20 protein-coding genes and 3 pseudogenes are annotated in these 26,177 nt (G+C 69.6%); 9 read left to right on the top strand and 14 right to left on the bottom strand.

Features of this window, described 5'->3' with window-relative positions:
* Positions 1-662 precede the first annotated feature (662 nt).
* Complete coding sequence (locus QFZ67_RS23050; protein WP_307662973.1) at positions 663-1,118, top strand: Scr1 family TA system antitoxin-like transcriptional regulator; 456 nt, start codon at positions 663-665, stop codon at positions 1,116-1,118.
* Here the strand turns inward: QFZ67_RS23050 and QFZ67_RS23045 are convergent.
* Positions 1,057-1,470: a GtrA family protein gene (locus QFZ67_RS23045; RefSeq protein WP_307662972.1), complete on the bottom strand. Its 414-nt coding sequence runs from the start codon at positions 1,468-1,470 to the stop codon at positions 1,057-1,059. The two genes, QFZ67_RS23050 and QFZ67_RS23045, sit on opposite strands and share 62 nt — an antisense overlap.
* Complete coding sequence (locus tag QFZ67_RS23040) at positions 1,467-2,444, bottom strand: glycosyltransferase family 2 protein (protein ID WP_307662971.1); 978 nt, start codon at positions 2,442-2,444, stop codon at positions 1,467-1,469. The genes QFZ67_RS23045 and QFZ67_RS23040 overlap by 4 nt, the downstream gene beginning before the upstream one ends.
* Before the next feature lie 124 nt (positions 2,445-2,568).
* Here QFZ67_RS23040 and QFZ67_RS23035 point away from each other — a divergent pair, with 124 nt between their 5' ends.
* Together QFZ67_RS23035 and QFZ67_RS23030 are read left to right on the top strand one after the other, a co-directional pair.
* The gene (locus QFZ67_RS23035) at positions 2,569-4,983 is read left to right on the top strand and encodes a YfhO family protein (protein WP_307662970.1); all 2,415 of its coding nucleotides are present in this window, start codon (positions 2,569-2,571) and stop codon (positions 4,981-4,983) included.
* A gap of 122 nt (positions 4,984-5,105) precedes the next feature.
* Positions 5,106-6,035, top strand: coding sequence for a class I SAM-dependent methyltransferase (locus QFZ67_RS23030; RefSeq protein ID WP_307662969.1), 930 nt, complete (start codon positions 5,106-5,108; stop codon positions 6,033-6,035).
* Positions 6,036-6,073: 38 nt separating this feature from the next.
* On the opposite strand, the gene QFZ67_RS23025 is transcribed toward QFZ67_RS23030, so the two are convergent.
* From QFZ67_RS23025 to QFZ67_RS23015, 3 genes are all read right to left on the bottom strand, one after another.
* Complete coding sequence (locus QFZ67_RS23025; RefSeq protein WP_307662968.1) at positions 6,074-7,597, bottom strand: serine/threonine-protein kinase; 1,524 nt, start codon at positions 7,595-7,597, stop codon at positions 6,074-6,076.
* A complete protein-coding gene (locus tag QFZ67_RS23020; protein WP_307662967.1) occupies positions 7,594-8,220 on the bottom strand; it encodes a hypothetical protein in 627 nt (208 codons plus the stop codon). Before QFZ67_RS23020 ends, QFZ67_RS23025 begins: the two co-directional genes overlap by 4 nt.
* 102 nt (positions 8,221-8,322) lie before the next feature.
* A complete protein-coding gene (locus tag QFZ67_RS23015; protein ID WP_307662966.1) occupies positions 8,323-10,392 on the bottom strand; it encodes an N-6 DNA methylase in 2,070 nt (689 codons plus the stop codon).
* A gap of 213 nt (positions 10,393-10,605) precedes the next feature.
* On the opposite strand from QFZ67_RS23015, the gene QFZ67_RS23010 reads away from it, so the two are divergent.
* Entirely contained in the window at positions 10,606-11,445 is an 840-nt protein-coding gene (locus QFZ67_RS23010; RefSeq protein ID WP_373430096.1) for a DUF4352 domain-containing protein, read from the top strand.
* 50 nt (positions 11,446-11,495) lie between these two features.
* Positions 11,496-12,317, top strand: coding sequence for a hypothetical protein (locus QFZ67_RS23005; protein WP_307662965.1), 822 nt, complete (start codon positions 11,496-11,498; stop codon positions 12,315-12,317).
* A gap of 62 nt (positions 12,318-12,379) precedes the next feature.
* Here the strand turns inward: QFZ67_RS23005 and QFZ67_RS23000 are convergent, their stop codons facing one another.
* From QFZ67_RS23000 to QFZ67_RS22980, 5 genes and pseudogenes are all read right to left on the bottom strand, one after another.
* On the bottom strand, positions 12,380-13,126 hold the full coding sequence (locus QFZ67_RS23000) for an N-acetyltransferase (RefSeq protein WP_307662964.1): 747 nt from the start codon (positions 13,124-13,126) through the stop codon (positions 12,380-12,382).
* Positions 13,127-13,136: 10 nt separating this feature from the next.
* A complete protein-coding gene (locus QFZ67_RS22995) occupies positions 13,137-13,943 on the bottom strand; it encodes an HNH endonuclease family protein (RefSeq protein ID WP_307662963.1) in 807 nt (268 codons plus the stop codon).
* A gap of 282 nt (positions 13,944-14,225) precedes the next feature.
* Positions 14,226-14,570 (bottom strand): annotated as a pseudogene (locus tag QFZ67_RS22990) (hypothetical protein); the annotation flags it as partial.
* A gap of 272 nt (positions 14,571-14,842) precedes the next feature.
* Positions 14,843-14,998: a hypothetical protein gene (locus QFZ67_RS22985; RefSeq protein WP_307662962.1), complete on the bottom strand. Its 156-nt coding sequence runs from the start codon at positions 14,996-14,998 to the stop codon at positions 14,843-14,845.
* Positions 14,999-15,101: 103 nt separating this feature from the next.
* Positions 15,102-15,638, bottom strand: a pseudogene (locus QFZ67_RS22980) (RNA polymerase subunit sigma-70); the annotation flags it as partial.
* Positions 15,639-15,713: 75 nt separating this feature from the next.
* Here QFZ67_RS22980 and QFZ67_RS22975 point away from each other — a divergent pair.
* Positions 15,714-16,289, top strand: a complete 576-nt coding sequence (locus tag QFZ67_RS22975) for an IS607 family transposase (RefSeq protein ID WP_307662961.1) — start codon at positions 15,714-15,716, stop codon at positions 16,287-16,289.
* Positions 16,282-17,910, top strand: coding sequence for a transposase (locus QFZ67_RS22970; protein ID WP_307662960.1), 1,629 nt, complete (start codon positions 16,282-16,284; stop codon positions 17,908-17,910). The genes QFZ67_RS22975 and QFZ67_RS22970 overlap by 8 nt, the downstream gene beginning before the upstream one ends.
* A 5-nt stretch (positions 17,911-17,915) precedes the next feature.
* Here the strand turns inward: QFZ67_RS22970 and QFZ67_RS22965 are convergent.
* Together QFZ67_RS22965 and QFZ67_RS22960 are read right to left on the bottom strand one after the other, a co-directional pair.
* Positions 17,916-18,314, bottom strand: a pseudogene (locus QFZ67_RS22965) (sigma factor); the annotation flags it as partial.
* A gap of 10 nt (positions 18,315-18,324) precedes the next feature.
* Positions 18,325-19,539, bottom strand: a complete 1,215-nt coding sequence (locus tag QFZ67_RS22960; protein ID WP_307662959.1) for an NAD(P)/FAD-dependent oxidoreductase — start codon at positions 19,537-19,539, stop codon at positions 18,325-18,327.
* Positions 19,540-20,422: 883 nt separating this feature from the next.
* On the opposite strand from QFZ67_RS22960, the gene QFZ67_RS22955 reads away from it, so the two are divergent.
* Complete coding sequence (locus tag QFZ67_RS22955) at positions 20,423-20,587, top strand: hypothetical protein (protein ID WP_307662958.1); 165 nt, start codon at positions 20,423-20,425, stop codon at positions 20,585-20,587.
* A gap of 419 nt (positions 20,588-21,006) precedes the next feature.
* Here QFZ67_RS22955 and QFZ67_RS22950 read toward each other — a convergent pair whose 3' ends face one another.
* Positions 21,007-21,414: a MerR family transcriptional regulator gene (locus tag QFZ67_RS22950; RefSeq protein WP_307662957.1), complete on the bottom strand. Its 408-nt coding sequence runs from the start codon at positions 21,412-21,414 to the stop codon at positions 21,007-21,009.
* Positions 21,415-21,463: 49 nt separating this feature from the next.
* Between QFZ67_RS22950 and QFZ67_RS22945 the strand changes: the two genes are divergently transcribed.
* Complete coding sequence (locus QFZ67_RS22945; RefSeq protein WP_307665931.1) at positions 21,464-22,348, top strand: NAD(P)-dependent oxidoreductase; 885 nt, start codon at positions 21,464-21,466, stop codon at positions 22,346-22,348.
* 53 nt (positions 22,349-22,401) lie between these two features.
* On the opposite strand, the gene mfd is transcribed toward QFZ67_RS22945, so the two are convergent.
* Entirely contained in the window at positions 22,402-25,932 is a 3,531-nt protein-coding gene (mfd, locus tag QFZ67_RS22940) for a transcription-repair coupling factor (protein WP_307662956.1), read from the bottom strand.
* Between the last annotated feature and the right edge of the window lie 245 nt (positions 25,933-26,177).

The following is a 26,177-nucleotide window of genomic DNA, read 5'->3' as shown; positions in this document are numbered from 1 at the left end:
AGCTTTATCCGAGTCACAGTTCAGGGCGAACACAACCCTGGTCGCGGCTGCATCGTTGTTTGCGTCACCCCAACGCTGGGACTCCGCACCGTAGCGCCATGCGGAAATGTATGTAGCCCTGCTGCCTTCAGCTTGAGCCGGTATAGCACCAGCTAACGCTATTGTCGCAGCGAGTGCGGTAACCGTAGCCGCCCGCTGTTGAGTCCGACCGCGAAGTTTCGCCACCGTGAGTCTCCCATTCCGCTTACAGACGAGTGAGACGGTGCCGTAACATCGCACCGCCTTGAAGATTGCGCACGAAATGAACGGGCCCAGACGAAACCTCAGTTTCGCCTACCCAGGGCGCGAATGGAGCCGTCGTGGCTCGATAGAGTTTTTGGCTCGCGCGGAGAGCGAGGCGACCACCGTGATGGTCGCAATCTTCTTTCTTATTTCACCCCCGGCTCACACAAGACCCCCACTTGCGTGCGCTGCAAAGTTACGTTGTCATACCGAGATACAGCAAGCGCTATTCCTGGGTGTGATGACGGTCACCCTCCGGGTCTCTGTAATGGAACGAACCGGAAAGCATCTACTCAGCAGGCAAATGGCGGTGTGATCGCCCAAGGCCAGCGGCGTTTTTCCGACAATTGTTTTGAGCCACGACACAGCACACGCTTCCTTTGCAGGCGCTGGCAGCCCGGGCGTCGGGGTTCCTGAGCCTTGAGGCCATCGCCACTCAGCTCCACGCCTACGAGTGGGAGGTCGTCCCCGGACTGCTGCAGACGGAGGCGTATGTCCGTGCCATTCATCAGCGTGCCCACGCCGGGATCGGCTCCACGGAGATCGACCGTCTCGTCGAAGTCCGCATGACGCGGCAGCAGGTCCTGCGCCGGGCGCAGGCGCCGTTGAAGGTCACCGCAATCGTCAACGAATCCGTGCTACGCCGCCGAGTGGGCCAACGCTCAGGTGATGCTGGTGGATTCCTCTGCGCCATCCAGGACGGCCGACCCCACCGACTGATCCCGCCTACGACAAGGGGGCGGCCACCAGGCCGCCCCCGAATGCCTCCCCGCGTCACGCCTGGGGTACCCGCTCCGGCTCACGCTCGCGCGGGGCCGGCTCCGGGCGCAGCATGATCGTCCGGGACACGACAAAGGTGATCGGGACCGCGGCACCCGCCGCGATCAGCGGGGCGTAGCGGCTGCCGAAGTGCAACACGTCCACCAGGAGATAGACGCCGCTCGTGGTGACGACGAAGTTCGCCGCGTTGGTGAGCGGGAAGAGCAGGAACTTCCGCCAGGTGGGGCGGGTCCTGTATGTGAAGTACGAGGTCAGGAAGAAGGACCCGACCATGCTCAGCGCGAAGGCGACGACATGCGCCGCCACATAGGGCAGCCAGGTGAGCAGGGCCAGATACAGGCCGTAGTACGTCCCGGTGTTCACCACCCCCACCAGGGCGAACCTGACCAGCTGGACCTGGACCGTCATCGTCTTACGAGCTCCCCGTTGCGTTTGTGCCGCTCATCTTCCTGCTGGCGCGGAAGGCCGGCGTTGGTGGCCTTCACCAGGAAGTGCGGTCGCCGCTTCACTTCGTAGTAGATACGGCCGACGTACTCGCCGACCACCCCCAGCATCAGCATCTGCACGCCGGAGAGTGCCGTGACCGCCACCAGAAGGGTGACATACCCGGGGGTGTCCACGCCGTTTACCAGGGCGACACCGACAATCCAGGCGGCATACGCCATGGCGAGCGTGACAAGCAGCAGCCCGAGATAGACGGCGGCCCGCAGCGGCTTGTTGTTGAAGGAGAGCAGGCCGTCGAGGCCGTAGTTGAGCAGTTTTCCGAAGCTCCACTTGGAGCGGCCCTGCTCACGCAGCGCATTCTCGTACTCGAAGGTCGTGGTGCGGAAACCGACCCAGGCGAACAGGCCTTTGGAAAAGCGGTTGTACTCGGTGAGTTCGAGGATCGCGTCCACCGTGCGGCGCGACAGCAGCCGGAAATCGCCCACGCCGTCGACGAGTTCGACGTCGACGAGCCGGTTGATCAGCCAGTAGTAGGCGCGGGCGGTGACCGTGCGGGTGACCCGGTCACCCTTGCGGGTGCGGCGGGCGATGACCTGGTCGAAGCCCTCCTCATGAAGCTGCAGCATGCGCCTGACCAGCTCCGGCGGGTGCTGGAGGTCGGCGTCCATGATGACCACGGCGTCGCCCTCGGCATGCTGGAGCCCGGCGAGCATCGCCGCCTCCTTGCCGAAGTTGCGGCTGAAGGAGACATAGCGGGTACGAGGGTCGGCCTCGGCGATCTCCTCGAGGAGAGGGAGCGTCCGGTCCTGGCTTCCATCGTCCACATAGACCAGCTCGAATTCCTGCCCGAGCAGGGAGAGTTCTGCGGTCACATGTTCATGGAAGCGGCCGATGATCTCCTCTTCGTTGAAGCACGGAACAACTATCGAGATCAGCACGGAAGAACAACAACCCACCCGAATGTCCCATGCGGATTCCCTGCATGACGCTCAGGCGACCATTTCGTGAACTGGGCTTCCCACGACATGTTTTCACCATCCACGCTGGCATATTCGAGGAATCATGTCGACTCTGCAATCCGCGCGCGGCCGCGCCGCCGCCCTCGCCGCGCTGATCACCGTGGGAGCCGTGTGCGCCGGTGACGCCGTCGCTCGCAGTTTCCCCTTCGGACCGCACACCCGCAGCGTGAACGACCTCGGCAATCAGTTTGTGCCATTTCATGCGCATCTGTGGGATCTGCTGCACGGGCGGGCCGACGGCGGACTGCTGCTGAACTGGCAGTCCGGATACGGCACCAGCTTTCTGCCCGACCTCGGGACCTATCTGACCAGCCCGTACTCGATGCTGGTCGGACTCTTCCCACGGGACCGGATCGACCTCGCCGTCTATGTGATCACGCTGCTGAAGATGGCGACCGCGGCCGCGGCCATGACCTGGCTGCTGCTGTCACTGCGCAAGGACACGGGCGGGCGCTGGTGGATGGCGGCGGTGCTCGGCGGCTCGTACGCGCTGTGCGGCTGGTCGGTCGTCGAGGCCTCGTACAACCCGATGTGGATGGACGGCCTCGTCGCCTTCCCGCTGCTGTGCCTGGTCGGCGAGTGGGCACGCACGGCACGTCGGCCGGTTCTCGGCCCGGTGGTCGTCGCGGTGGCGTGGATCGCCAACTTCTACACCGCCTACATGGCGACCATCGGAGCCGCGCTGGTGCTTCTCGTGCGGCTGCTGCTGGAGGAGACGGCGGTACGGGACCGGATGCGGGCGCTGCTGCGGGCCGCGCGGGCCGTACTGCTCGGCATCGCGCTGGCCGCGCCCGTCCTGATCCCCGTCTTCCTCGGCTCCAAGCACGCCTATCCGGGGTGGACGAAGGAGTTCGCGCCGGCCGGCTGGGCCGATGTGTTCGCCCGCACGCTGCCGGCGACGTACAGCTTCTTCACGCCCGCGGTCTTCCTCGGCAGCGGCGCGCTGTTGCTGGCCTGCACGCTCGCCTTCAACAGCGCGGTGCCGCGGCGCGAGCGGTGGCTGTGGACGGGTCTCGCGGCGGCGACCCTGGTGTCACTCCAGTGGGCGCCGACGCATCTGGTGTGGCATGTCTTCGCGACGCCCAACGGCAGCCCGTACCGGCAGACCTTCGTCTTCGCCGGGATGCTCGTGATCGCCGCCTGGATCTGCCTCTCGTACGACTGGCCGGGGCGGCGCGCCCTGCTCGGCGGCGGCGCCGTGGTGGCCGTGATCGCACTCACCGCCTCCACCAGCGACCTCGTCACCGACTGGACCTTCCCGCTGTTCGCGGCCGGGATCGCGGCGGTGGCGGGCGGTCTGCTGCTCGCCAGGCGCGGCAAGTACGCCGTGCTCGCGGCGCTGCTGCTCAGCGGCGCTCTGATCGGGCAGGCAGCTGCGACCACCGCCTACGCCGACCGGCAGCGGCTCGGCAGGCTGGACGACTACCCGGCATGGGGCGAGCCGCAGAGCGAGCGGGCGGCGGCCGTGGCGAAGGCCGACGGCTGGCCGCGCTACCGCACCGACCCGGGCCGCGACCAGATCACCGGCAACGATCCGATCCTGATGGGCGGCCAGGGCGGCTCGTACTACAGCAGCCACACGCCCGATGTGTACACCCGCACGCTGGCCGCGCTCGGCGCGGGCTGGACGTCCAACGGCCGCAGTGTGCAGTCCCTGGACAACCCGGTCACGGACGCGATCTTCGCCGTCGGTGCACGGGTACGCACCAAGCCGGGACAGCACCCGGAGGTGACTCGGGCCGACCGGACGCCGCCGCTGCTGACGGTGCGGCCCGCAGGTCCGGCGGGGCGCTACAACTGGAACCCGTTCCGCAACCAGGAGCTGCTGCTCGGCTCGCAGGCCTACGACTCTCCGGTGAACGGCTCCTGCCCGGTCGGCAGCGAAGTCTTCCTCTGGGCGCCGAACTACACCGGCAAGGCCCGCCTCGGCGACAACGAGCAGGTGACGCTGCGCGGCGGACAGCCCAAGCGGCGTGCCGCGCTCACCTCGCTCGGAACAGTGAACTCCCCAGGTACGACGATCAGTTACAGCCGTGGCAATCCTCGCACGACCGTGGGCTGTCTGGACCGGGCGAAACTCACCGCCGCCGTGGACCGGCTGAAGACGACAGGGCCGGTGTCTCTCAAAGTCACCGACAGCGGAGTACGGGCCGAACTCCCGCCCGGCACCCGGGGGACGGCCGTCCTCGCCGCGCCCCGGATCGCGGGCTGGAGCTGCAACGGCAAGCTCGCGGACTCCTACCTCGGGCTCGTCGCCGTACCTCTGGAGGGCAAGGCGACGACGGTCGACTGCTCGTTCCGCCCGCCGGGCCTGAAGGCGGGCGCGGCGATCGGAGCTGCGGGGCTGCTGGCACTTGGGGGCCTGGCTCTGCTGCCCCTGCTGCGGGCGCGCCGGACCGGACGGCAAGTCCAGCCGTCCGGCGCCCCAGGACCGGGTAACGGGGGCGGAGCCCCCTAAGGGGGACGCGGCATTCCGTCGTAACGACGTCACAATTCCGCCGCCGCAAAGCCATCAGGACTTCATCTGCGCAGCATCCCGCCGTGGCCCGCGCGGCGGCGCTCCGGCGTAGCTTCCCCGGCATGCCCTCTCTCCTTCGGAACCGGCTGGCGAAGTGGGTCTTGAGCCCAGCCGACACCATGATCGAACGGCGCATCGAGCAGCATGTGAAGCATGCCACGCAGGCCTTGCAGACCGATCTCGACGCTCTCCACCGAAAAGTGGCCGCCCTGCAGAACCCGCAGTACGGACTCGGCCTGCTCGTCGACGGGACGGGTCGAAGCGGCCACCGGACGCCCACCGCCGCCCAGATCGACACCCTCGCGCGTCAGATCCAGGGCGTGGCAAACGGCAGTGAACACGCTCTCCGCAATGTGACCGTCGCCTATCGCACGGTGATCGCCCTGGAGTCGCTCGGCGTGGGCAGGCTGGCCGGGTCCACCTCCAACGTGTGCGGAAAGCTCGCCACGGTGCCGCTGCTCTCCCCGCCGAACGGCAATGTCCTCGAAATCGGCACTCTGTACGGGATGTTCGCCGCGGGACTGCTGCGGATGCTGCACCGGTCCGGGCTCGAACCGCATCTGACGATCGTCGATCCGCTGGCGGGCGCGCAGCTTCAGCCCGGTGCCGCCCCGCAGGGCGCGGATCCCACCGGCACGCCGGTGCGCGAGGACGTCGTACGGGCCAATCTGGCGCTCGGCGGCGTCGGTTCGGTGATCGACGCGCGAATCCAGCAGGGCTTCTCGGGTGATCCGGAGGTGCGGGCCGCCGTCTCCGACCGGGAGTACGGAGTGATCGTGGTGGACGGCGATCACTCCTTGGACGGGGTGCGTGCCGATCTGGAATGGGCCGAGCAGATCGTGGCCCCGGGCGGGATCGTGGTCCTCGACGACTACGGCGACAAGGCGTGGCCCGGGGTGCAGGACGCCCTGGACAAGCACCTGGCGAGCGGGACTTCGCGGCTGAGCCTGCTGGGGCGGGTGTCCACCTCGGCGTATCTGCGCGCGAACTGATCGTTCGGCGAGAGTCCCGCGGTTAGGTGCTCCCGCGGTTACTTGCTGTGGAACTGCTGCTGCCGGTTGAGCGCGCGTCGCAGCTCGACCGGCAGCTGGTGGTACGGCCCCAACGCCCGCTCGGCGTCGTACAGCAGGCCCTGCAACTGGTGGCTCGCCGCCGTGTGGTCGCCCACGGCGAGCAGCAGATTCCCGATCCGGTGGCGGACGTCGAAGGCGCGGGCCGTGTCCGCGCCGCCCGACTGCTTGTTTTCGTAGTACGGCAGGACGGCGCGGTACTCGGCGAGCGCGGCGGCCGCCTCGCCCAGCTGTTCCAGGCACTGCGCGGCGTCGTAGCGGTACTGCAGCGTCTGCGGGTCGGCCGGGCCCGCCTCGGCGGCCCGGTCGTCGGCAAGCCGCCGCAGCTCGGGAAGCGCACGGCGGTACTGCCCGTCGTCCATCAGCGTCGTCGCGTACTGTTTGCGCAGGATCCGTACGACCGGCGAGTGCTCGCCGTGTTCGGCGGCGGCCGCCGGGAGGATCCCGCCGAGGATGTCCACGGCACGGGTGATGCTGCCCTCGCCGAGGAGGCGCTTGACCTCGTCGACGGCGGCCGCGACATCGGGGCGTGGCGCCGGCGGAGTCGGGGGTGTCATGGGCGGCGGCGGGGCGGTGACACGGTCCGGCCAGGGGGCGTGCGGGCGCAGGAAGGGCCGGGTCGGGTCGAGCGGTCCTGCGGGCGCGCCGCGGCTGGGCAGCAGCGGGGCGAGCGCCTCGTACACCTCCTGCGCGCCCGTCGGGCGGTGCTGCGGGTCCTTGGCCAGCAGCCGCAGGACCAGTGCTTCGAGCGGCTCGGGGATGTCGGGGCGCAGCTGGCGGACCGGGAGCGGCGGCTCGTAGAGATGGCGGTGCAGCACACCGAGTGCGGTGGAGCCCGCGAACGGGACGTTCCCGCTGAGTAGTTCGTGCAACAGCACGCCGAGGGCGTAGAGATCGGTGTACGGGCCGACCGCGCCGCCCATCGCCTGCTCGGGGGCCATATAGGCGGGGCTGCCGATCGGCGATCCGGTGTGCGTGAGGCGGGTGGTGTCCACGTCGATGACGGACGCGACGCCGAGGTCGAGGACCGTGACCGTGCCGTCGGGCTTCACCATGACGTTCCGCGGCTTGAGGTCGCGGTGGACGATCGGCACGGCGTGCACGGCGGCGAGCACCGCGCACAGCTGGGCGGCGACCGAGACGGCCCACGGCCAGGGGTACGGCTCCTGCTCGGCGAGATGGTCGGCGAGGTCCGCGCCCTCGACGTACTGCATGACGAGGAAGAGCTCCTCGCCGTCGCTGCCCGCGTCATGGACGGTGACCAGACCGGGGTGCGAGACCTGGGCGGTGACCCGGCACTCGCGGACGAAGCGGCGGCGCATGTCGTCGGCGGCGGCGGCCGCGGCCATGTGGTCGGGGCGGAGCAGCTTGACGGCGACGCGGCGGTCGAGGCGATTGTCGTACGCCGTCCAGACCTGGCCCATTCCGCCCTGGCCGATGACGGTGGAGAGCTCGTAACGGCTCGCGATGACGCGTCCGTTCACCGGCCCTGCTCCGGGCGCTGCTCCCGGCCCTGCTCCTTGCGGAGGTAGTCGCTGAGCTCGTCGAGCTCGGCGCGTACCTGGTCGATGCGGGGCTTGTCGGACGGGGAGTGCGGCTGCGGCTGCGGCTGGGGCCGGGACTGCGGCTGCGGCCGGGACTGCGGCTGCGGCTGGTGCGGGACCGTCGGGTAGCCGTATCCGGCCACGGGCGGCTTCGGCGGCAGCGGCTGTGCCTGCGGCGGCAGGCCGTAGGGCACGGTGGGCCCGTAGTACGGCTGCGCGACCCGGGAAGAGAAGTGCTTGATGTCCGCGTACAGGAAGTAGGGCTCGACGGCCAAGGCAACGGCGAGCATGATGCCGATCGACACATCCGACCGGGTCATGGTCAGGTTTTCGGTGGGGTCCGACAGCAACACGCCGAAGCAGGCAATGAAGGAGACCAGCACCACCGCGAAGAGCACCCAGTCGAGCGCGCGCTTGGTGACGAGCGCGAGCCGCAGCATCGTGCCCCAGGCCAGCATCCCGCAGCTGAAGACGGGGAGTATCGCGAAGAGCACCCGCAGCACGATCACCGACGTCGGTATGTCGCGCGGAGGCTGCGGCGGCATATAGCCGGGGCCATGCATTGGTGCTCCTGAAGGCCTGGGGACGAGGCGGTATGCGAGGACGAGCGTATACACCGACACGGGCAACGGCTGCCGGGTTGTACGGAACCGTTGTCGAACCGGTCACGCCGTGAGACTGCCGTCCGCCAGACCGTCGTACAGACCCTGGACCAGCTGCTCCCCCAGTCGCCCCGTCAGTCGCAGCGCGTCCTCGAACGCGGCCAGTGCGCGGAAGCGTTCACCGTACCGCCGCTGGTCGGCCAACGGCAGCCGGGGCAGCTGCAGTCGGCGTACGTCCAGCCGGGTCGAGGTGGACGCATAGCTGCTGGCCTGCCGGGTGTTGGCGGTGCCACGCAGGAACCCGGCGAGGAACCACGGGTCGAGCGCCGCCGGATCAGGGCGCAGCAGCTGGAGGTTGCGGCCGAGCGCCGCGCCCGCCGTCGCCGCGTCGACGACGCGTACGACCGAACCGCCACCGAGCACGGGCACGACGACATCGCCTTCCGCGACGAGCACGGCCTCCTCGTCGGGTCCTTCGGGGAGCGTGCCCGAGGGCGCGGTGCCGGCGAGGACGTCCTGCTCGCTGAGTACGGGTACGGATGCACCGGACAACGCGCCCGTGCCGCCGGCCCGGATCACCAGCGCGCCCGCGCGTGCCAGTTCGCCGACCGTGGTGGCGGGCCAGGGCGCGGGCCGGTCGTGGGCGGACGGCGCCGGGGTGAGTTCGCCGGTCAGCCGGAGGGTGTCGGCGAGCCGGTCCCGTACGCGCAGCAGCTCGGCCGCCCCGCCGCCCGCGGCCGGGGGCGGGAGGTGCCGGGCGGGGGCCAGGTCCACGTCGTCGTCGAGGAGTTCGATGACCGGGACCGCGCGGCTGACACCCGGACGCTCCTCGGCCGTGCCGTGCCGGTCGAAGGGCTGCCAGGCGTCGAGTACGGCACTCTGGACGGCCTGCCAGTCGAGCTTGTCGCGGCCGCCGCCGGCTCCGGCCAGCTCGGCGGTGTCCACGAGCAGCAGTTCGGACGCGGACGGCTTGCCCGCCTCGGGCCTGCGCAGCACCCAGAGGTGGAGGGGGATGCCGTACGGGGGCGCGGCGCCGGCCGGCAGCGAGACGACGGCCCGAAGCGCGCCGCGGCGCAGCAGGCCCGCGCGGATACGGCGTCCCGAGCGGCGGGACGCGGCGGCCGGCGGCATCAGCAGGACGGCGGTGCCGCCGGGGCGCAGTCGGGCCAGCGCGTGCTGCACCCAGGCCAGTTCGGACTCGGTGCGGGCCGGGAAGCCGTACTCCCAGCGCGGGTCGTAGGCGAGTTCGTCGTGGCCCCAGTTGCGCTCGTTGAACGGCGGGTGACAGAGCACGGCGTCGACGGAGGCCTCGGGGAAGGCGTCGGCGCGCAGGGTGTCACCGCAGCGGGCGCGGACCGTGGCGTCGCAGTGCAGGGCGAGGCGCAGCGCGGTGAGCGCGGAGAGGTCGGGGTCGGCGTCCTGGGCGTACAGGGCGGCGGGGTTCTCGACGGCGCGCAGCAGGGTGCCTGCTCCGGCGGCCGGGTCGAGCACGGTCGCGGCGGGCCCGGCGACGGCAGCCATGAGGGCGGCGGGGCCGGGCGGCGTGAGGGTGTACTGGCGGAGGTTGGTGTCGAGGAAGCGCCCGAACAGGAACTCGTAGGTCTCCCGGTGGCCCAGCTCGGCGGCGAGCTCGGCGACCGAGCGCAGCAGGGGCACGCTGTGAACCCCTCCGGCGATCGAGGGCACGCCCGAAGAGCCTTCCAAGGCCCCGAGCTCACGGAAGAGGTCACCTCGGTCCTCGCCGAAGCGCCCCCCCAGCACCGGCTCCATCGCGGTCGGCAGCAGTTCCGCCATGCGCTTGTCGGAGGCCGCCGACAGCTCCTGCCACAAGCTCGGCCTGTCCCGTACGAGCAGCAGGGTGCAGCCGGCCTGGACCAGCGCGGTGGCGGCCGTCGCCGGGTGGTCGGCGAGTAGTTGCCAGACCCGTTCGCGCAGCGGGACTTCGGCGAGTTTCCCCTGGTCACGCAGCCACTGCTCGACCTCTGCCAGGGCGAACGACGGACTGGTCTCGGTCCCGCCCACGGGTTTGGGGAAGTCCGCGTGCCGTCGCCGCCAGTTACTGACCGCGGCCCGTCCGACTCCTGCCAGCCGGGCAATCCCGGCGGCGGTCACCTCGCTTGCGTTCTCCGGCACCTGGCCGCCTCCCTCTCCCACGCCAGCCGGTCTGCCCGCCTGCTGTGTCGCCGAGCATACCGGCGCACGAAAGACGCATCCCTTCACAGCGTGAGTAAACCTGAATCTCGTGAATCGTGTTGACTCGGTTCACAGCCTCTGTTCTCATTAACCCGTCGCTACACGAAACTTTCGGCAAGTCCGCACCACACTCCACGTCCCCGGAGGACATCCATGTCCCATTCCATGCAGCAGCCGCAGTACGGCCCCCCGCAGTTCGGGCAGCAGGCACCGCCCCCGGTCCCGATGCGCAACGGCCTCGGCACGGCCGCGCTGGTGCTCGGCATCATCGGCACCGTCTCGGGTCTGATCCCGTTCTTCTTCTGGCTGGCCGGCATCCTCGGCCTGATCGCCCTGATCCTGGGCCTGTCGGGACGGGGCCGCGTCAAGCGCGGCGAGGCCGCCAACAAGGGCGTGACCACCACCGGCGCGATCCTCGGACTCGTCGCGCTGATCCTCTCGGTGGTCGGCGCGGTACTCACCTTCAAGGCCGTGGACGAGGCGGTCGACGAGATCAACAAGGCGGCCACCGGCACCACCGCGTCGAAGGAGCCGGCCGCCGGCAAGAGCGACGGCGCGGCGAAGGGCGACGGTGCCGCGAAGGGCGACGCCAAGGGCAAAGGTGCGGGCCTCGCGGCCGGTGACACCGCCGTCTACGACGACGACCTGAAGATCACGGTCTCCGCACCCAAGGCGTACACCCCGAGCGAGTTCGCCGCCGGTCACACCGCGGGCAACAAGGCGTACGAGGTGACCGTGGTCGTCGAGAACGGCGGCAAGAAGAAGTTCGACACCACGCTGCTGACGACGGACGCCCGCGCCGGGAAGGACGGCGTCAACGCCGAGCAGATCTTCGACGAGAAGGTCGGCAGCGGCTTCAGCGGCACGATCCTGCCCGGCAAGAAGTCCACGGTACGTTTCGCCTTCGACGCCCCGACCGCCGCCAAGGAGCTGACGGTCGAGGTCAGCCCGGGTCTGACGTACGACGCCTCGCAGTGGGAGCTGAAGCTCTGATCCGCCACACCCGTCCCTGACCCACCCCCCTTCCACCCGGAGAACACGCCATGCACGCCATCGCTCCCGCCCGCCGCCGCACCGCCTTCGCCGTACTCGCCGCCGTTGTCGCCCTCGGCTGCGCGGCCTGCGGACCGCTCGACCCGGAGCCCGCCTCCAAGGGGTCGAAGAGCTCCTCGAGTTCGAAGGGCGCCAAGGAGAACGCCAAGGACAAGAAGGCCGCCGAGCCGTTCGCGGGCCTGTCCGGCCCCGAGATAGCCAACAGAGCGGCCAGAGCCACCAAGGCAGCCACCTCCCTGACCCTCGACATCACGATGAAGACGGCCGACGGTCCCACCAAGGGCTTCATGGCCATCAGCACCAAGGGCGACTGCAAGGGCACGCTCTCCGTCGGCACCGACGGCACCGTCGAGCTGATCAAGACGGGGAACACCGCGTACATGCGGTTCGACGAGGCCTTCCTGCGGGAGCAGAGCAAGGGCGAACCGGCCGCGGAGGCCGACGCCGTGATCAAGACGCTCAAGGGCCGCTGGATGCGGACGGACGTCTCCGACCCCGAGGCCAAGGACAGCCTCGAACTCTGCGACCTCGACACCGTGCTGTCCGACCTCGAGGCGAACGACACCGCCGCCCGCAAGGCCGAGGAGACCACGGTCAACGGCCAGAAGGCGCTGAAGCTCACCGAGTCGGACGGCGAGGCGACCTACACGTTGTACGTCGCCACCGAGGGCGAGCCGTATCTGCTGAAGGTCGAGCAGGTGGGCGGCGAGGAGCCGGGCACGATGACCTTCTCCGCGTACAACAAGCCGGTCGCGGCGAAGAAGCCCGCGGCCAAGGACATCCTCGACCTGGACAAGCTCGGCGAGCAGTGACGTACAGCCGCGAGCAGTGAAACACAACAGCTGGAGGCCGCCCGTGAGGCGGCCTCTTCGCGTCAAACCCGGTGCCGCACCCACACATTGGGCTCCACATACACCGCGTACCCGCGCTCGGCGTCGCAATGCACCGGCACGAGCGCGCCCGGCACCTCCACCGGACCGGACTCCTCGAAGGGCAGCCCGGTCCACTCACGCCACTGCTTCAGCGACCCCGAGACCGTCATGGAGGCCGCCGCCACCGACTCCACGAGTCCGCCGGCCCGGACATGGACCCGCAGCCAGGGGTCGTACGGCAGAGCGTCGGCGGCCCGGGTGCGGTGCGCGTACTCCTCGATCAGGGCGTACGGTTCACCGCTCTTCGCGCTCGGCCGCACCGGCGCGACCAGCTCCTGGAAGCCGAGCCTGCGGACGTTCTCGCGCAGCGCGGCCAGCATCCGGCCGGAGATGCCCTGACCCTGCCGGTCCTCGGCGACGGTGATCTCGATCGCGCTCACCGTGTCCGGCGTACGCCCGTGCCGCAGATCGGAGAAGGCCCACAGCATCACCTGGTCCCAGCCGCCTTCGGGGAGCCCGCCGCGCCCCTCCACCGCCATCAGGAACGGCACGCTGAACGCCCGGCCCACGACCTGGCCGTCCGGGTCGGTCGCGACCAGCACGTACTCCGGCAGTTCGGCAACGATCCGCCCGATGTTCGCCCAGCCCACCGGGTCGTTGATCACGAACTTCGGCCAGGTGTCGAGCATCTGCCACATGGGGCCCTGGAGTTCGGGCCGCTCGGCGAGCGTCGTGATGATCAGCTGCATGCGGGGCAGGCTAGCCGCCGCACTGCGTGAGCATCGACTCCTTATCCGCTGCCGTCACCGGCAGGTCGTACTTGACCGCGACCTGGGAGATCCGTACCGCGTACGAGCAGCGGATCCGCTTGCTCGGCGGCAGCCAGGACGCCGGGCCCGAGTCGCTCTTGGAGCTGTTGGCGGGGCCGTCCACGGGCAGCAGGTTCAGCGGGTCGTTGGCGAATTGCTGCCGCTTGGCCTTGTCCCAGCGGGCGGCGCCCATCTGCCAGCCGTAGGAGAGCGGGACGACATGGTCGATCTGGACGGCGGCGGCCTTCTGCTTGCGCCAGTCGATGACGGTGCCGGTGTACGGGTCGTTCAGCGTCATCGCCACGACCACGCAGTCGGAGCCGGAGCGGTAGCGCAGATTCCGCCCGTCGCGGGCGAGCAAGTCGTTCCTGGTGTCACAGCCGTTGCGGGCCAGCGGGACGCCGTCGGCGGTGTCCATCCAGGCGTAGCCGAAGCGGTCGCGGGCGTAGCCGGTCTTGGGGCCGCGGCCCTTGGTGGTCACCTTCTCGATCAACCGGCGGGCGGCGGCCCTGTCCTGCTCGGAAGTGAGGGGGGCCAGGCCCGGCTTCGCGCCTTCCGGGTTGGCCAGCGGGCTGGTGCCACTGCCGGCGGCGGCCGGCGCGGAGCCAGAGCCGGAACCGGAGCCCGGGCCGGAGCCCGAGGGCTTGGCGTCACCCGAGAGTCCGGATCCGTCACAGCCGGTGAGCACCGCCGCAGCGACCGCAGTCGTCAGTACGGCCGCGAGCACGCGCGATATTCGTTCCCCGGGTCTGTTCACCTTCGTACCCTACTGAGCCCAAGTGGCGTACGCAGCACAGCAGTTCGTCCACATCACGGCATATTTGTCCGGGTGTACACCGCTATGGCTCGGCCGGGCCAGGTTCCAGCGCGCGCGAGGGGGAGGGTGCGCGTAGCGTCGAAAGTGTCCTGACCCCCTGCGGAAGGCATCTCATTACGACAGCGATACGCACACATACACATACGCACGCACACGCACCGCCCGCGGAGCCGAGCCGGCCGCCGCGGGCGGTGTCACGTCCCGGGCCCGGGCAGGGGCGCGTCACACCTTGCCGATGCCGAGAGTGTTCTCGGCGGGCAGCACACCCGCGCCCAGCACCTCGATCCAGAGCGGGCCGAGCAGATCCGCCAGGCGGTCCCGTTCTTCCGTACCGAGGGCTGCCCAGGGCGCGGCGGCCAGTTCGTCCGTACGCCGCTCGACCTCGGCCCGCAGCGCCCGCCCGGCTTCCGTGGCCACGCCTTCCACGTCCAACAGCCCGCGCATGACCAGCCGTTCACGCCCCGCGGCCCACTCCTCCGTCAGCGTCGCCCAGTTGGTCAGGGCAGGCTTGTCCGGGTTGGCGGCCGCGGACAGGATGCCGACGTTGGCGTGCTGGCCGGGCAGGCCGACGTAGAAGTCGATGTACACGTCCTGGTCCTGGACGTAGAGCGGCACAACACCAATGCTGTCGATCATAAGGAGGAAGCCGTTCGTGATTCCGACTCATGTCACTCACGGGGCACTTTCCAATCCGGCCAAGTAGACCAGGGGAGACCCTCACCGGGGAACCCGCGAGCGCCCGGGGCGAAACCGACCGGCTCGCCTCCGTGCGAACCGGAATGGAGTGGCCTCGAGAAATATCCACTTGCGGGAGAGAGCGGCCCGCACACACCCGGCCGTCAGGCGGAAGCGTGCTGGCGGTATGTGTCCCAGCCCGGGTCCTCCGCGGCAACCGGCTCGGCGACGACGCCTGCTTCCTGAGCCGCGAGCACGACCACATCGATCCCGGTCCGGCTGTGCCCGGCCGGATCATCGACCACGCCGGAACCGACCACGGCGGGAAGGCCTCCGTACAGATCGGTCTCCGAGCAGATCGGCCTCGGTACAGACCGGCCTCCGCATCCGCGGGAACTGCGCATTACGCCGCGAAGACGCCGGTCACCACTGGCCGATGGCCGGCGCGTCGGGTTCGTGCTGCCGCCACATCCCGGTGAGGCGGGCGAGCCGTTCTGCGGCGGCGAAGCCGTGCAGCGCCGCCACCTTGCCGTCGCTGATCTCGAACGCCACGGCGCCCACGATCCGGTCCTCGAGCACGACGAGCTCGGCGGGCCAGCCGTTGACCTGCCCGATGTGGATCGTGGGCGAGCCGCCGACCAGGCGCCGCTTCGCAGGAGTGGGTTTGAAGGCGGTCCGCATCATGGTGGCGACGCGCTCGGGGGTTTCGTAGCGCCACAGCGTCCTGGCGAGTCCCGCACCGTCGGAGACCGCGGTCGCGTCGTCGGTGAGAAGCGCCACCAGACGTTCGGTACGACCCGAGGACGCGGCGGCGAGGAACTCCTCGAGGACCTTGCGCGCCGACGCCGGGTCGACCTCACCGCCGCCGCGGCGCGCGGCTGCGACCCGGCGCCGGGCCCGGTGGACGTGCTGCTGGCTCGCGGACTCCGAGATGTCGAGGATCCCGGCGATCTCGGAGTGGGGGTCTCCACCTGGTGGCCTTCGAAGTCGGGTAAGTGGGCGTAACCATGTATGAGTGAGTGTCGTTGTCGGAGTGTGAATCTGACGGAATGGGCGAAGAGGCAGGGCGTGCATCCGCAGACCGCGTATCGCTGGTTCCGTGAGGGGACGTTGCCGGTACCGGCTCAGCGGGTCGGGCCACGCACGATCTTGGTGAACATCGACGCGAACACCACGCCCGGAGCCATCGGCGGTCTGGGCCTGTATGCCCGTGTCTCCTCGCACGATCAGAAGACCGATCTGGAAGGCCAGGTCGCTCGGCTGTCGGCGTGGGCGGCGAAGGCCGGTCACCGAGTCGTTCGTGTCGAGGCGGAGATCGCTTCCGGGATGAACGGCTGCCGTTCCAAGGCCCGGCGTCTGCTGGCCGACTCGCAGGTGACCTGCGTGGTGGTGGAGCACAAAGACCGGCTCGGCCGGATGAACGTCGAGCTTGTCGAGGCCGCCTTGTCCGCGACGGGCCGTCGCCTGCTGGTGCTGGACGACGGCGAGGTTGAGGGCGACCTGGTGCGCGACATGGTGGAGGTGCTGACGTCGTTCTGCGCCCGCCTGTATGGCCGCCGCTCGGCGAGGAACCGGGCGAAGGCCGCGCTGGAGGCCGCCGAACATGGCTGACCTGCGCCCGATTGATCCGCCGTTCGTTGCTCTCGGGCCGTCCGGCGTCGCGATCCGTACCCGGCTCAAGGCGATCACGGCCGAGGACGAGAAGGTGCTCAGGCTGGTCGGTGACCACTTGGGGACGCTGGCCGGGCGCGACCTCAAGGCCCGCTGTGCGGCCGGTCTGGAGCACGACACCGACCAGTGGGCGGCGCGGAAGCGCACCCTGACGCAAGCGGCGTCATCCCGCTGGGCCGGGAGCATCACGAAGGCCACCCACGACCAGTGGGCGCTGTCCCGCCGCGCCCAACTCGCCCACATCCAGAACCTGGAGGCCGGTGTCCGTACGATTGCGCACCGGTTGTCCCTCCCAGTCGGGGAGAAGGGCACAAAGCGGGCACCGGGCGGATACCGCACGAAGCAGGAGTGGTTCGCCAAGTCCCGCCGCCTGCACGTGCTTGAGGACCGGCTGATTGCTGAACGCGCCGACCGTGAGGCCGGGCGCGTCCGGATAGCACGCGGCGGTGAACGCCTGCTGGGCACCCGGCGCAGCCTCACGGCCGCAAACCTGAACGAGGCCCAATGGCGTGAGCACTGGGAGGCTGAGCGCCGGTTTCTCCAGGCGGACGGCGAGTCGGGGAAGCGGTTCGGGAACGAGACAATTCGCGTCACCCCTGACGGGGAGGTCAGCATCAAGCTGCCCGCCCCGCTGGCTCATCTGGCCAACGCCCCGCGCGGCCGGTACGTCCTCACTGGCACCATGGTGTTCCACCACCGGGGCGACGAATGGGCCGACCGCGTCACCGGCAACCGGGCGGTCGCCTACCGCATCCACGAAGACGTGCAGCGCCGGCGCTGGTATCTGACCGCCTCCTGGTCCATCCCACCGGTCAAGACCGTTCCCCTGGCCCACGCCCGCGCCAGAGGGCTGATCGGCGTGGACACCAACGCCGACCACCTGGCCGCCTGGCGGCTCGACCAGCATGGCAACCCGAGTGGTCAGCCCCGAAGGTTCTACTTCAACTTGTCCGGCACCGCCGATCACCGTGACGCGCAGGTCCGGCACGCCCTCATCCGACTCCTGCACTGGGCAGCCCGGCACCAACTCGCCATCGGCATCGAAGACCTGGACTTCAGCGCGGAGAAGACCAGGGAAAAGCACGGCCGCCGCAAGCGGTTCCGCAAACTGATCTCCGGCATGCCCGTCAGCAAACTGCGCGCCCGGCTCGTCAGCATGGCCGCCGAACTCGGCTTGACGATCGTCGCCGTTGACCCCGCCTACACCTCGATGTGGGGCGCCCAGCACTGGCAAAAGCCCCTCACCAGCAACACCAGGAAAACCACCCGCCACGACGCGGCAGCCGTGGCGATCGGCAGGCGCGCCCTGGGGCACCCGATCCGGCGACGGACGGCACCGCCCCCACACGACCAGAGCGATCGTGCGGGGCATCGGACCGTCCAGGCCCGACCGGGCTTCTCGGGGCGTGAGGAAACCCGCCCCTCCGTCCCTGGACAACGGACACGACCCGTTGCGCCGGACGTGAGAGCGAAAGCGGGGGACCAGTGTGCCCAACACCGTTCGGGGCACACGGCTGAGCACGGGTTCTGGCAACAGGACTCACTCCCGCTCAGTCTTTAGGAACGGTAGGAGAACACCTCGCGCAGGACGTAGACGGCCCGTTCGACCGGTGAGAGTCGCTCCATCAGGGTCAGGACGGCGAGCGAGACCGATTCGCGCTGCTCGAAGGTGTCGGCCGGGCCGAGCATCGGGTCGCCGTCGAGAAGTGGCTCGGGCATCCAGGCGCCGGCCGCGCGTTCGCGGCGCGCCGGTGCCGAGCGGAGCCGGTCCAGGCACAGGTTGGTGACGACCTTGGCCAGCCACGCCTCCGGCACCTCGATCCGCCCCCGGTCAGCGGCGTGCCAGCGCAGGTACGCGTCCTGCACGACGTCCTCGGCGTCGGCTGCCGAGCCGAGCAGACGGTACGCGAGCGAGGCCAGCCGTGCCCGGCCGGCCTCGAAGCGATCAGCGGCGGTGCTGTCCATGCAGACGACCTTATGCGGCAGCATTCTCGGGCGCGGTGGCAGTCGCCGTGGTGCTGGCAGCCGTCGTGGTGGCGGTCAGGCGGCGCTTGCGCTTCGGCATGCCGAAGGTCGGGTTCGAGACGCCCCACAGGCTGCCCCTGAGGACGCCCGCCTTGAGCCGCGCGGCCTTCCGGCCACCCACGAACCAGGACTTCGCCCTTACGTCGCCATCGACCATCTGAAAGATCGCGTCGTACCGCCCGAGGCTGATGTGATTGCCGATGTAGGTCTTCTTGCCGCTCGGAACCCGGCGTCCGGTCAGCCGTCCCACGATCGCGTCCGTCGCCTGCATGTTGGTATGTCCTGCCGAGGCGCAGGACATCGGCAGCGGCCGGCCGTTCGCGCCGATCGCGTACGCGCTGTCGCCCGCGGCGTAGACGTCCGGGTGCGAGACCGAGCGCATGGTGTCGTCGACGACGATCCGGCCGTCCTCGGTGACCTCGAGACCGGCGGCGGCCGCGATGGGGGCGACGGCGAACCCGGCCGTCCACACGGTCGCGCCGACCGGGAAGGAGGTGCCGTCCGCGCCGACCGCGTACGTCGCCCCGACGGCTTCGATGCCGGTGTACTCGTGGACGGTGACGCCCAGCCGGTCGAAGGCCTCGCGCAGGTGGAGCCGGGCCCCCGGGGAGAGCCAGGCTCCCACCTCACCACGGGCGGCGAGCGCCACGGAAAGACCGGGACGCGACTCGGCGATCTCGGTGGCGGTCTCGATGCCGGTCAGGCCCTCGCCGACGACCAGTACGGTGCCGACTCCGCCCAGACTGTCCAGGCGTGCGCGCAGCCGCAGCGCCGACGGCCGTCCCGCGACGTCGAAGGCGTGCTCGGCCACACCGGGGACACCGTGGTCGGCGACCCGGCTGCCGAGCGTGTACAGCAGCGTGTCGTACCCGAGCTCGCCGTCACCATCCTCGCCCGTCACGGCGACAGTCCTGCGCTCCGGGTCCACCGCGGTGACACGCGCCACGCGCAGCCGTACCCCGGTGCCCGCGAACACGTCGGCGAGCCGCCGGGTCGCGAGTTCCCGGCCCGCCGCGAGCTGGTGCAGGCGCATCCGCTCGACGAAGACCGGCTCGGCGTTGACGACGGTGATCTCGGTGTCGGCGGGCGAGAGGCGGCGGGCCAGGCTCCCGGCGGCGAAGGCCCCGGCGTAACCGGCGCCGAGGACGAGGATGCGGTGCTTCATGGTGTGGCTCCTGTCTGAATCGCTTGCCCCTTGAGCGGGACAGCGCAGCGATTCCTGACAGGAGCCGGGTGTGAGGTGGGTCACTGGACCGGTGCGGGTGGCTCTCCGTGGGCGCGCCGGAGCCGTCCGGAAACAGGGGGCGGCATCAACCACACGTTGAAGCGGAACATCCGAACCAGATTTTCGACCTGCGGAAACACCGAAAAGCCGGCGCGGATCCAGCCACGATCCAGCCACCTGAAACGGCCGTCCGCGACCCGTGGCCTACTGGAGCACCGTCACCATGCTGGAAGACGTGATGCCCAGCGCAGTACGCGAGTTCCGCACGACGCCGGAACGCCCCTGGTCACCCGCCTCGGCCCCCTCCCCCCATACAGGGACGGCTCCCGACTTTCATGAGGAGGACCAGGTCAGAGCCCCCGTTCCAGACAGCACAGCACGACGGAGTCAGCTCGGCTTCGGCACTTGAACAGCCAGTCAGGATCGCACAAGGGACTGTGTCCTGCGCCGCAATCGGCGATTCTCCACTGCCGCCGCGAACCCCCGCTAGAGTCCAAGCAATCTCAGGTCCGTCACTGACTGGCCTGTCCGCTCCCTGGGCGGCCCGGCCACAGTGCTGGGGTGCCAGGAAGAACAGATGTAGGCGGGATCAGTGGCCGGCACCACTTCCTGTGTGCACTGTTGGCCCTCGCAAGGCCACCCCTGCTCCACGTATGACCCGCAGTACCTGCACCAGGGGGCTCCCTGCCCCCGAACTGAATTTCTGTGTCGGCGGGAACTCGGTTCGACCATGTTTAGAAATGGTCGAACTGATCCCGTCGGGAGAGGTTCGGCCACTCATCAGAGAGGCCGGACCGTGGGAGACAGCCTTACCCTCGCCATCTTGACGATCTCAGGCGTGATCACTGTGACGCTATTCGTCGTCAAGGGCATTCTGGACCAACTCCCTGGCGTTTTGGATTCCTGGCGCCGCGCTGCACGCGCGTTGCGCGAGGCCGATCTCAGGGATGAGGGCGAGGACGAGGAGCCGCCGAACCGGCCCGGCTGACCTGGCTGGTGAAGGGCACCGGAGATGCCAAGCCGTACTTAGCTTGAGTTTAACCTCGACCGTCGTCCCCCTCGCGTGTCGGTGCAGGTCAGCGGCAGACCTGATCCAACTGGCAGCGGGCCTGCTCAGGTTCTGGAACACCGCCCCGCCGAAGGCTTGTCCCGCGGGTGTTCCTTAACCTGGGCTTTCACGGTGTTGGGCGTCCCGGATGCTGATCGAATGAGTAGAGAGCGCTCCTGACCTGGGGAGATGGGGCTTGTCGAGGCTCCGTCCACCGCGGGAAAGAAGTCACTCACCAGGTGAAGCGTGCGGCTCTGTCTCCGCGTGTTCGGGTCCAGGCCGGGGCGTCGGCGGTGGTCTCGCAGGCCGGCGGGTGCTGCTGGTCGAGACGGTTCCGCAAGACGGGACACCCCGGCTGCTCAGGCGGGGACGGGCTCCAGGTCAGCATCGTCAAAGGGTGGATAGCCCTCGTTGCCCATTCGCTCGGCCGCATCGATGTAGTCGGCAAGAGCGTCGCGGGATTGAGCGAGCCTGTCCATCTGATCGTCCAGTCGCTGTAGCCGTGACCGCATCGCGGCCAGCAACTCGGGACACCCGGGCAGCTCCGGGGCCTCTCCGGCCGCACAGGGCAGCAGGTATGCGATGTCCTCGGAGGATAAACCGGCACCAAGCAGGTGCCGGATCTGCTTCACCCGCAGCACGGCGCTCTCGTCGTATTCGCGGTAACCGTTCGCGCCGCGGTCTGCCTCCAGCAGGCCCCGGGCCTCGTAGTAGCGCAACTGATGGGCGTTGACGCCCGTCCGACGACTCAGTTCCCCGATCCGCATCGAAACCTCGCTTGACCTTCACACCGGTATCAACGTTGACGATGCTGCCATGAACAACAAAACCGATACACCCGTGACAGTCATCGGACTCGGACTGATGGGCCAGGCACTCGCCGGCGCGTTCCTGAAAGCCGGGCATCCCACAACCGTGTGGAACCGTACGGCCTCCAAGGCCGACCAGTTGGTGGCCGAGGGCGCACGGCTGGCGCCAACGGTTGGCGACGCGCTCAAAGCAGGTTCCCTGACGATCATCTGCGTCACCGACTACCAGGCCATGCACGAGCTGTTCGGCGCGAGCGATGTCGAGCTGGGCGGCACGATGTTGATCAATCTGACCTCGGGCGACTCGGCCCAGGCCCGGCAAGCCGCCCAATGGGCCGAGCAGCGCGACGCCCGTTACCTGGACGGCGCCATCATGGCCATCCCGCCGGCGATCGGGACCGCCGAGGCAGTGATCCTGCACAGCGGGCCGCAGTCGGACTTCGAGGCACACAAGTCAACACTCGACGCGCTCGGTACCGTCACCTACCTTGGCGCGGACCAAGGGCTGGCGTCCCTGTACGACGTAGCCGGCCTGGCCATGATGTGGAGCGTCCTGAACGCCTGGCTCCAGGGCACTGCCCTGCTCAGGACGGCCGGTGTTGACGCCGCAACGTATGCGCCGTTTGCGCAGCAGATCGCTGCCGGTGTGGCCGCATGGCTGCCGGGGTATGCCGAGCAGATCGACAGCGGCTCCTTCCCGGCCGAGGTGTCGGCCCTGGAGACCGACGCGCGGGCGATGGCACACCTGATAGAGGAGAGCGAGGCGGGGGGCGTCAACGCCGAACTACCGAAGTTGATCAAGGCGATGGCCGACCGCTCGATCGCCGCCGGACACGGTGGAGAGCAGTATCCCGTGCTGATCGAAGAGTTCGGCAAACCCCACTACGACTGACCGATCCCGACACCGGGCTCTAGTCGGGGGCTTTCGCGTGGCGGGCAAGGCGGCTAAGACCCCAGGATCGTCGTCAGGAACTCGCCCGTCCACGCCAGCAGTTCCCGCCCCACCACCGGCTTCCCGCCGATCTTGCCCGCCGTCGGGCGGGGCACCAGGATCTGGTGGACCGCCGGCTTGATGACCGTACGCGGGTAGAGACGCTTGAGCCGCAGCTCCTGCGACTCTCTCAACTCCACCGGCGCGAAGCGGATGTTGGAGCCCTGGAGCACGATCTCGCCCACCCCGCACGCCCTGGCCAGCATCCGCAGGCCCGCCACCAGGAGCAGGTTCTCGACCGGCTCCGGGAGCTTGCCGTAGCGGTCCGTGAGCTCTTCGCGGACCGCCTTGATGTCCTCCTCCGAGTTGGCGGAGGCGATCGCGCGGTACGCCTGGAGACGCAGCCGCTCGCCCGGTGCGTAGTCGTGCGGGACATGCGCGTCGACCGGGAGCTCGATCTTGACCTCGAGCGGGGGCTCCTCCTCCACGCCGCCCTCGACCGCGGCGCGGTAGTCGGCGACCGCCTCGCCCACCATGCGGATGTACAGGTCGAACCCGACGCCCGCGATATGGCCGGACTGCTCGCCGCCGAGCAGATTGCCCGCGCCGCGGATCTCCAGGTCCTTCATCGCGACGTACATCCCCGCGCCCATCTCGGTGTGCTGGGCGATGGTCGCCAGGCGCTCGTGGGCGGTCTCGGTGAGCGGCTTCTCCGGCGGGTAGAGGAAGTACGCGTAACCGCGCTCGCGGCCCCGGCCCACCCGGCCGCGCAGCTGATGCAGCTGCGAGAGACCGAAGTTGTCGCCACGCTCGACGATCAGCGTGTTCGCGTTGGAGATGTCGATGCCCGACTCGACGATCGTGGTCGAGACGAGGACGTCGAACTTCTTCTCCCAGAAGTCCACCACGACCTGCTCGAGCGCCGACTCGTGCATCTGGCCGTGTGCGGTCGCGATGCGGGCCTCGGGCACGATGTCGCGCAGCCGGGCCGCGGCCCGGTCGATGGACTCGACCCGGTTGTGGATGTAGAAGACCTGGCCCTCGCGCAGCAGTTCACGGCGGATGGCCGCGCCCAGCTGCTTCTCCTCGTACGGCCCGACGAAGGTGAGCACGGGGTGCCGCTCCTCCGGAGGCGTTGTGATCGTCGACATCTCGCGGATGCCGGTGACCGCCATCTCCAGGGTGCGCGGGATGGGGGTTGCCGACATGGTCAGTACGTCGACGTTCGCGCGGAGCTTCTTCAGCTGCTCCTTGTGCTCGACGCCGAAGCGCTGCTCCTCGTCGACGACGACCAGTCCCAGGTCCTTGAACTTCGTCTCGGCGGAGAACAGGCGGTGCGTGCCGATGACGATGTCGACCGAGCCGTCCCGCAGGCCCTCCAGGGTCGCCTTCGCCTCCGCGTCGGACTGGAAGCGGGACAACGCCCGTACATTCACCGGGAATTGGGAGTAGCGCTCGGAGAAGGTGCCGAAGTGCTGCTGCACGAGCAGCGTCGTCGGCACCAGGACCGCGGCCTGCTTGCCGTCCTGGACGGCCTTGAACGCGGCCCGTACCGCGATCTCCGTCTTTCCGTAGCCGACGTCGCCGCAGATCAGGCGGTCCATCGGGACCGTCTTCTCCATGTCCTCCTTGACCTCGGCGATCGTGGAGAGCTGGTCGGGTGTCTCGACGTACGGGAACGCGTCCTCCAGCTCCCGCTGCCAGGGTGTGTCCGGGCCGAAGGCGTGGCCGGGGGCGGCCATCCGGGCGCTGTACAGCTTGATCAGGTCGGCGGCGATCTCCTTGACCGCCTTCTTCGCGCGCGCCTTGGTCTTCGTCCAGTCGGCGCCGCCGAGCCGGTGCAGGGTCGGGGCCTCGCCGCCGACGTACTTGGTGACCTGCTCCAGCTGGTCGGTGGGGATGTAGAGCCGGTCGCCGGGCTGGCCGCGCTTGGCGGGCGCGTACTCGACGAGCAGATACTCGCGGGTCGCGGTCTGCACGGTGCGCTGCACCATCTCGATGTACCGGCCCACGCCGTGCTGCTCGTGGACGATGTAGTCGCCCGCCTCCAGGGTGAGCGGGTCGATCGTCTTGCGGCGCTTGGCCGGCATCCGCTGACCGTCCTTGCCGGCCGCCTTCTGGCCGGAGAGGTCGGTCTCGGTCAGCACCGCGAGCTTGAGGCCCGGGTCGATGAAGCCGTAGTCGATCGAGCCGCAGGCCACATGGACGACGGACGGGGAGAGCTCGGCGAGGTCGGCGTCGAGGCGGGCGGCGATGCCTTCGCCGCCCAGCACCTCGACGGTACGGGCCGCGGGACCGTGCGCCTCGGTGACGTACACCGTGCGCCAGCCGTCCGCGAGCCAGCCCTTGGTGTCGGCGAGCGCGCGGGCCGTGTCGCCGCGGTACATCTCCGGGGCGTGCATCCCCAGCTTGATCGTGTCGTCCGACAGCTCCTCGTCGGCGGCGAACGGGGATACGGACCACCACATCATGCCGAGCTCGCGCGCCCGGTCCCGTACGTCCGCGATCCCCCACAGCGAGGCCGCGTCGACGTCGATCGGGGCGTCCCCGCCGCCAGCGGTCGCCGCCCAGGACGCCTGCAGGAACTCCTGGCTCGTCGCCACCAGATCCGCGGCCCGCGTCCGCACCCGCTCCGGGTCGCAGACGACAGCCATCGAGCCCTTCGGCAGGACGTCGATCAGCAGCTCCATGTCGTCGACGAGGACCGGCGCGAGGGACTCCATGCCCTCGACCGCGATCCCCTCGGCGATCTTGCCGAGCAGCTCGCCCAGCTCGGGGTGTTGTTCGGCGAGGGCCGCGGCCCGTTGCCGTACGTCGTCGGTCAGCAGCAGCTCGCGGCAGGGCGGGGCCCACAGCCCGTGCTCGGCGACTTCGAGCGAGCGCTGGTCGGCAACCTTGAAGTACCGGATCTCCTCGACGTCGTCGCCCCAGAACTCCACCCGAAGGGGGTGCTCCTCGGTCGGCGGGAAGACATCGAGGATGCCGCCGCGGACGGCGAACTCGCCGCGCTTCTCGACCAGTTCGACCCGGGAGTACGCGGCGGCGGCGAGCGCCTCCGTGACCTCACCGAGATCGGCGCTCTCCCCGGTCCGCAGCGCCACAGGCTCCAGGTCGCCGAGCCCCTTGACCTGCGGCTGCAGCACGGAACGGACCGGCGCGACGACGACCGAGACCGGTCCGGCGGCCGGGTCGTCATCCGCCGGGTGGGCCAGCCTGCGCAGCACCGCGATCCTGCGGCCCACCGTGTCGGAACGGGGCGACAGCCGCTCGTGCGGCAGCGTCTCCCACGAGGGGTACTCGGCGATGCCCTCCTCGGGCAGCAGCGAGCGCAGCGCCGCCGCGAGATCCTCGGCCTCGCGCCCGGTCGCGGTGACGGCCAGCACCGGCCGCCCGGACTCGCGGGCGAGCGCGGCCACCGCGAAGGCGCGGGCGGCGGGCGGGCCGACCAGGTCGACATGCATACGGTGGCCGTCACCGGCAGCCTTCACCGCGTCGGCGAGCGCCGGGTCACGTACGACGGCATCGAGCAGACCGTGCAGGCTCATGAAGGGCTTCCATCCGGGGCGGGGGGTGGGCAACGCGAACCGCCCGACACGTCGAACGGGCCGGGGGTCTCCAGCGTACGACGCGGCTGTGACAGCCGCGTCCGGAACCCTCGCGCGTGCGTCCACCGGGAGCCGCATCGACCGACGAGGAGCCCGCGGAGTTCCGCGCCGCACACCGTGAAACAGCAGGTCGGGCAGGTGTACCTGATGACCGGGGCTCTCCGCGGGGCCCAGGACGTCGTCCG

The organism is Streptomyces sp. V1I1 (genome assembly GCF_030817355.1).
Classification (GTDB): domain Bacteria; phylum Actinomycetota; class Actinomycetes; order Streptomycetales; family Streptomycetaceae; genus Streptomyces.
Note: the sequence above shows the minus strand (reverse complement) of the source record. Positions and strands in the feature narration are given on the sequence as shown.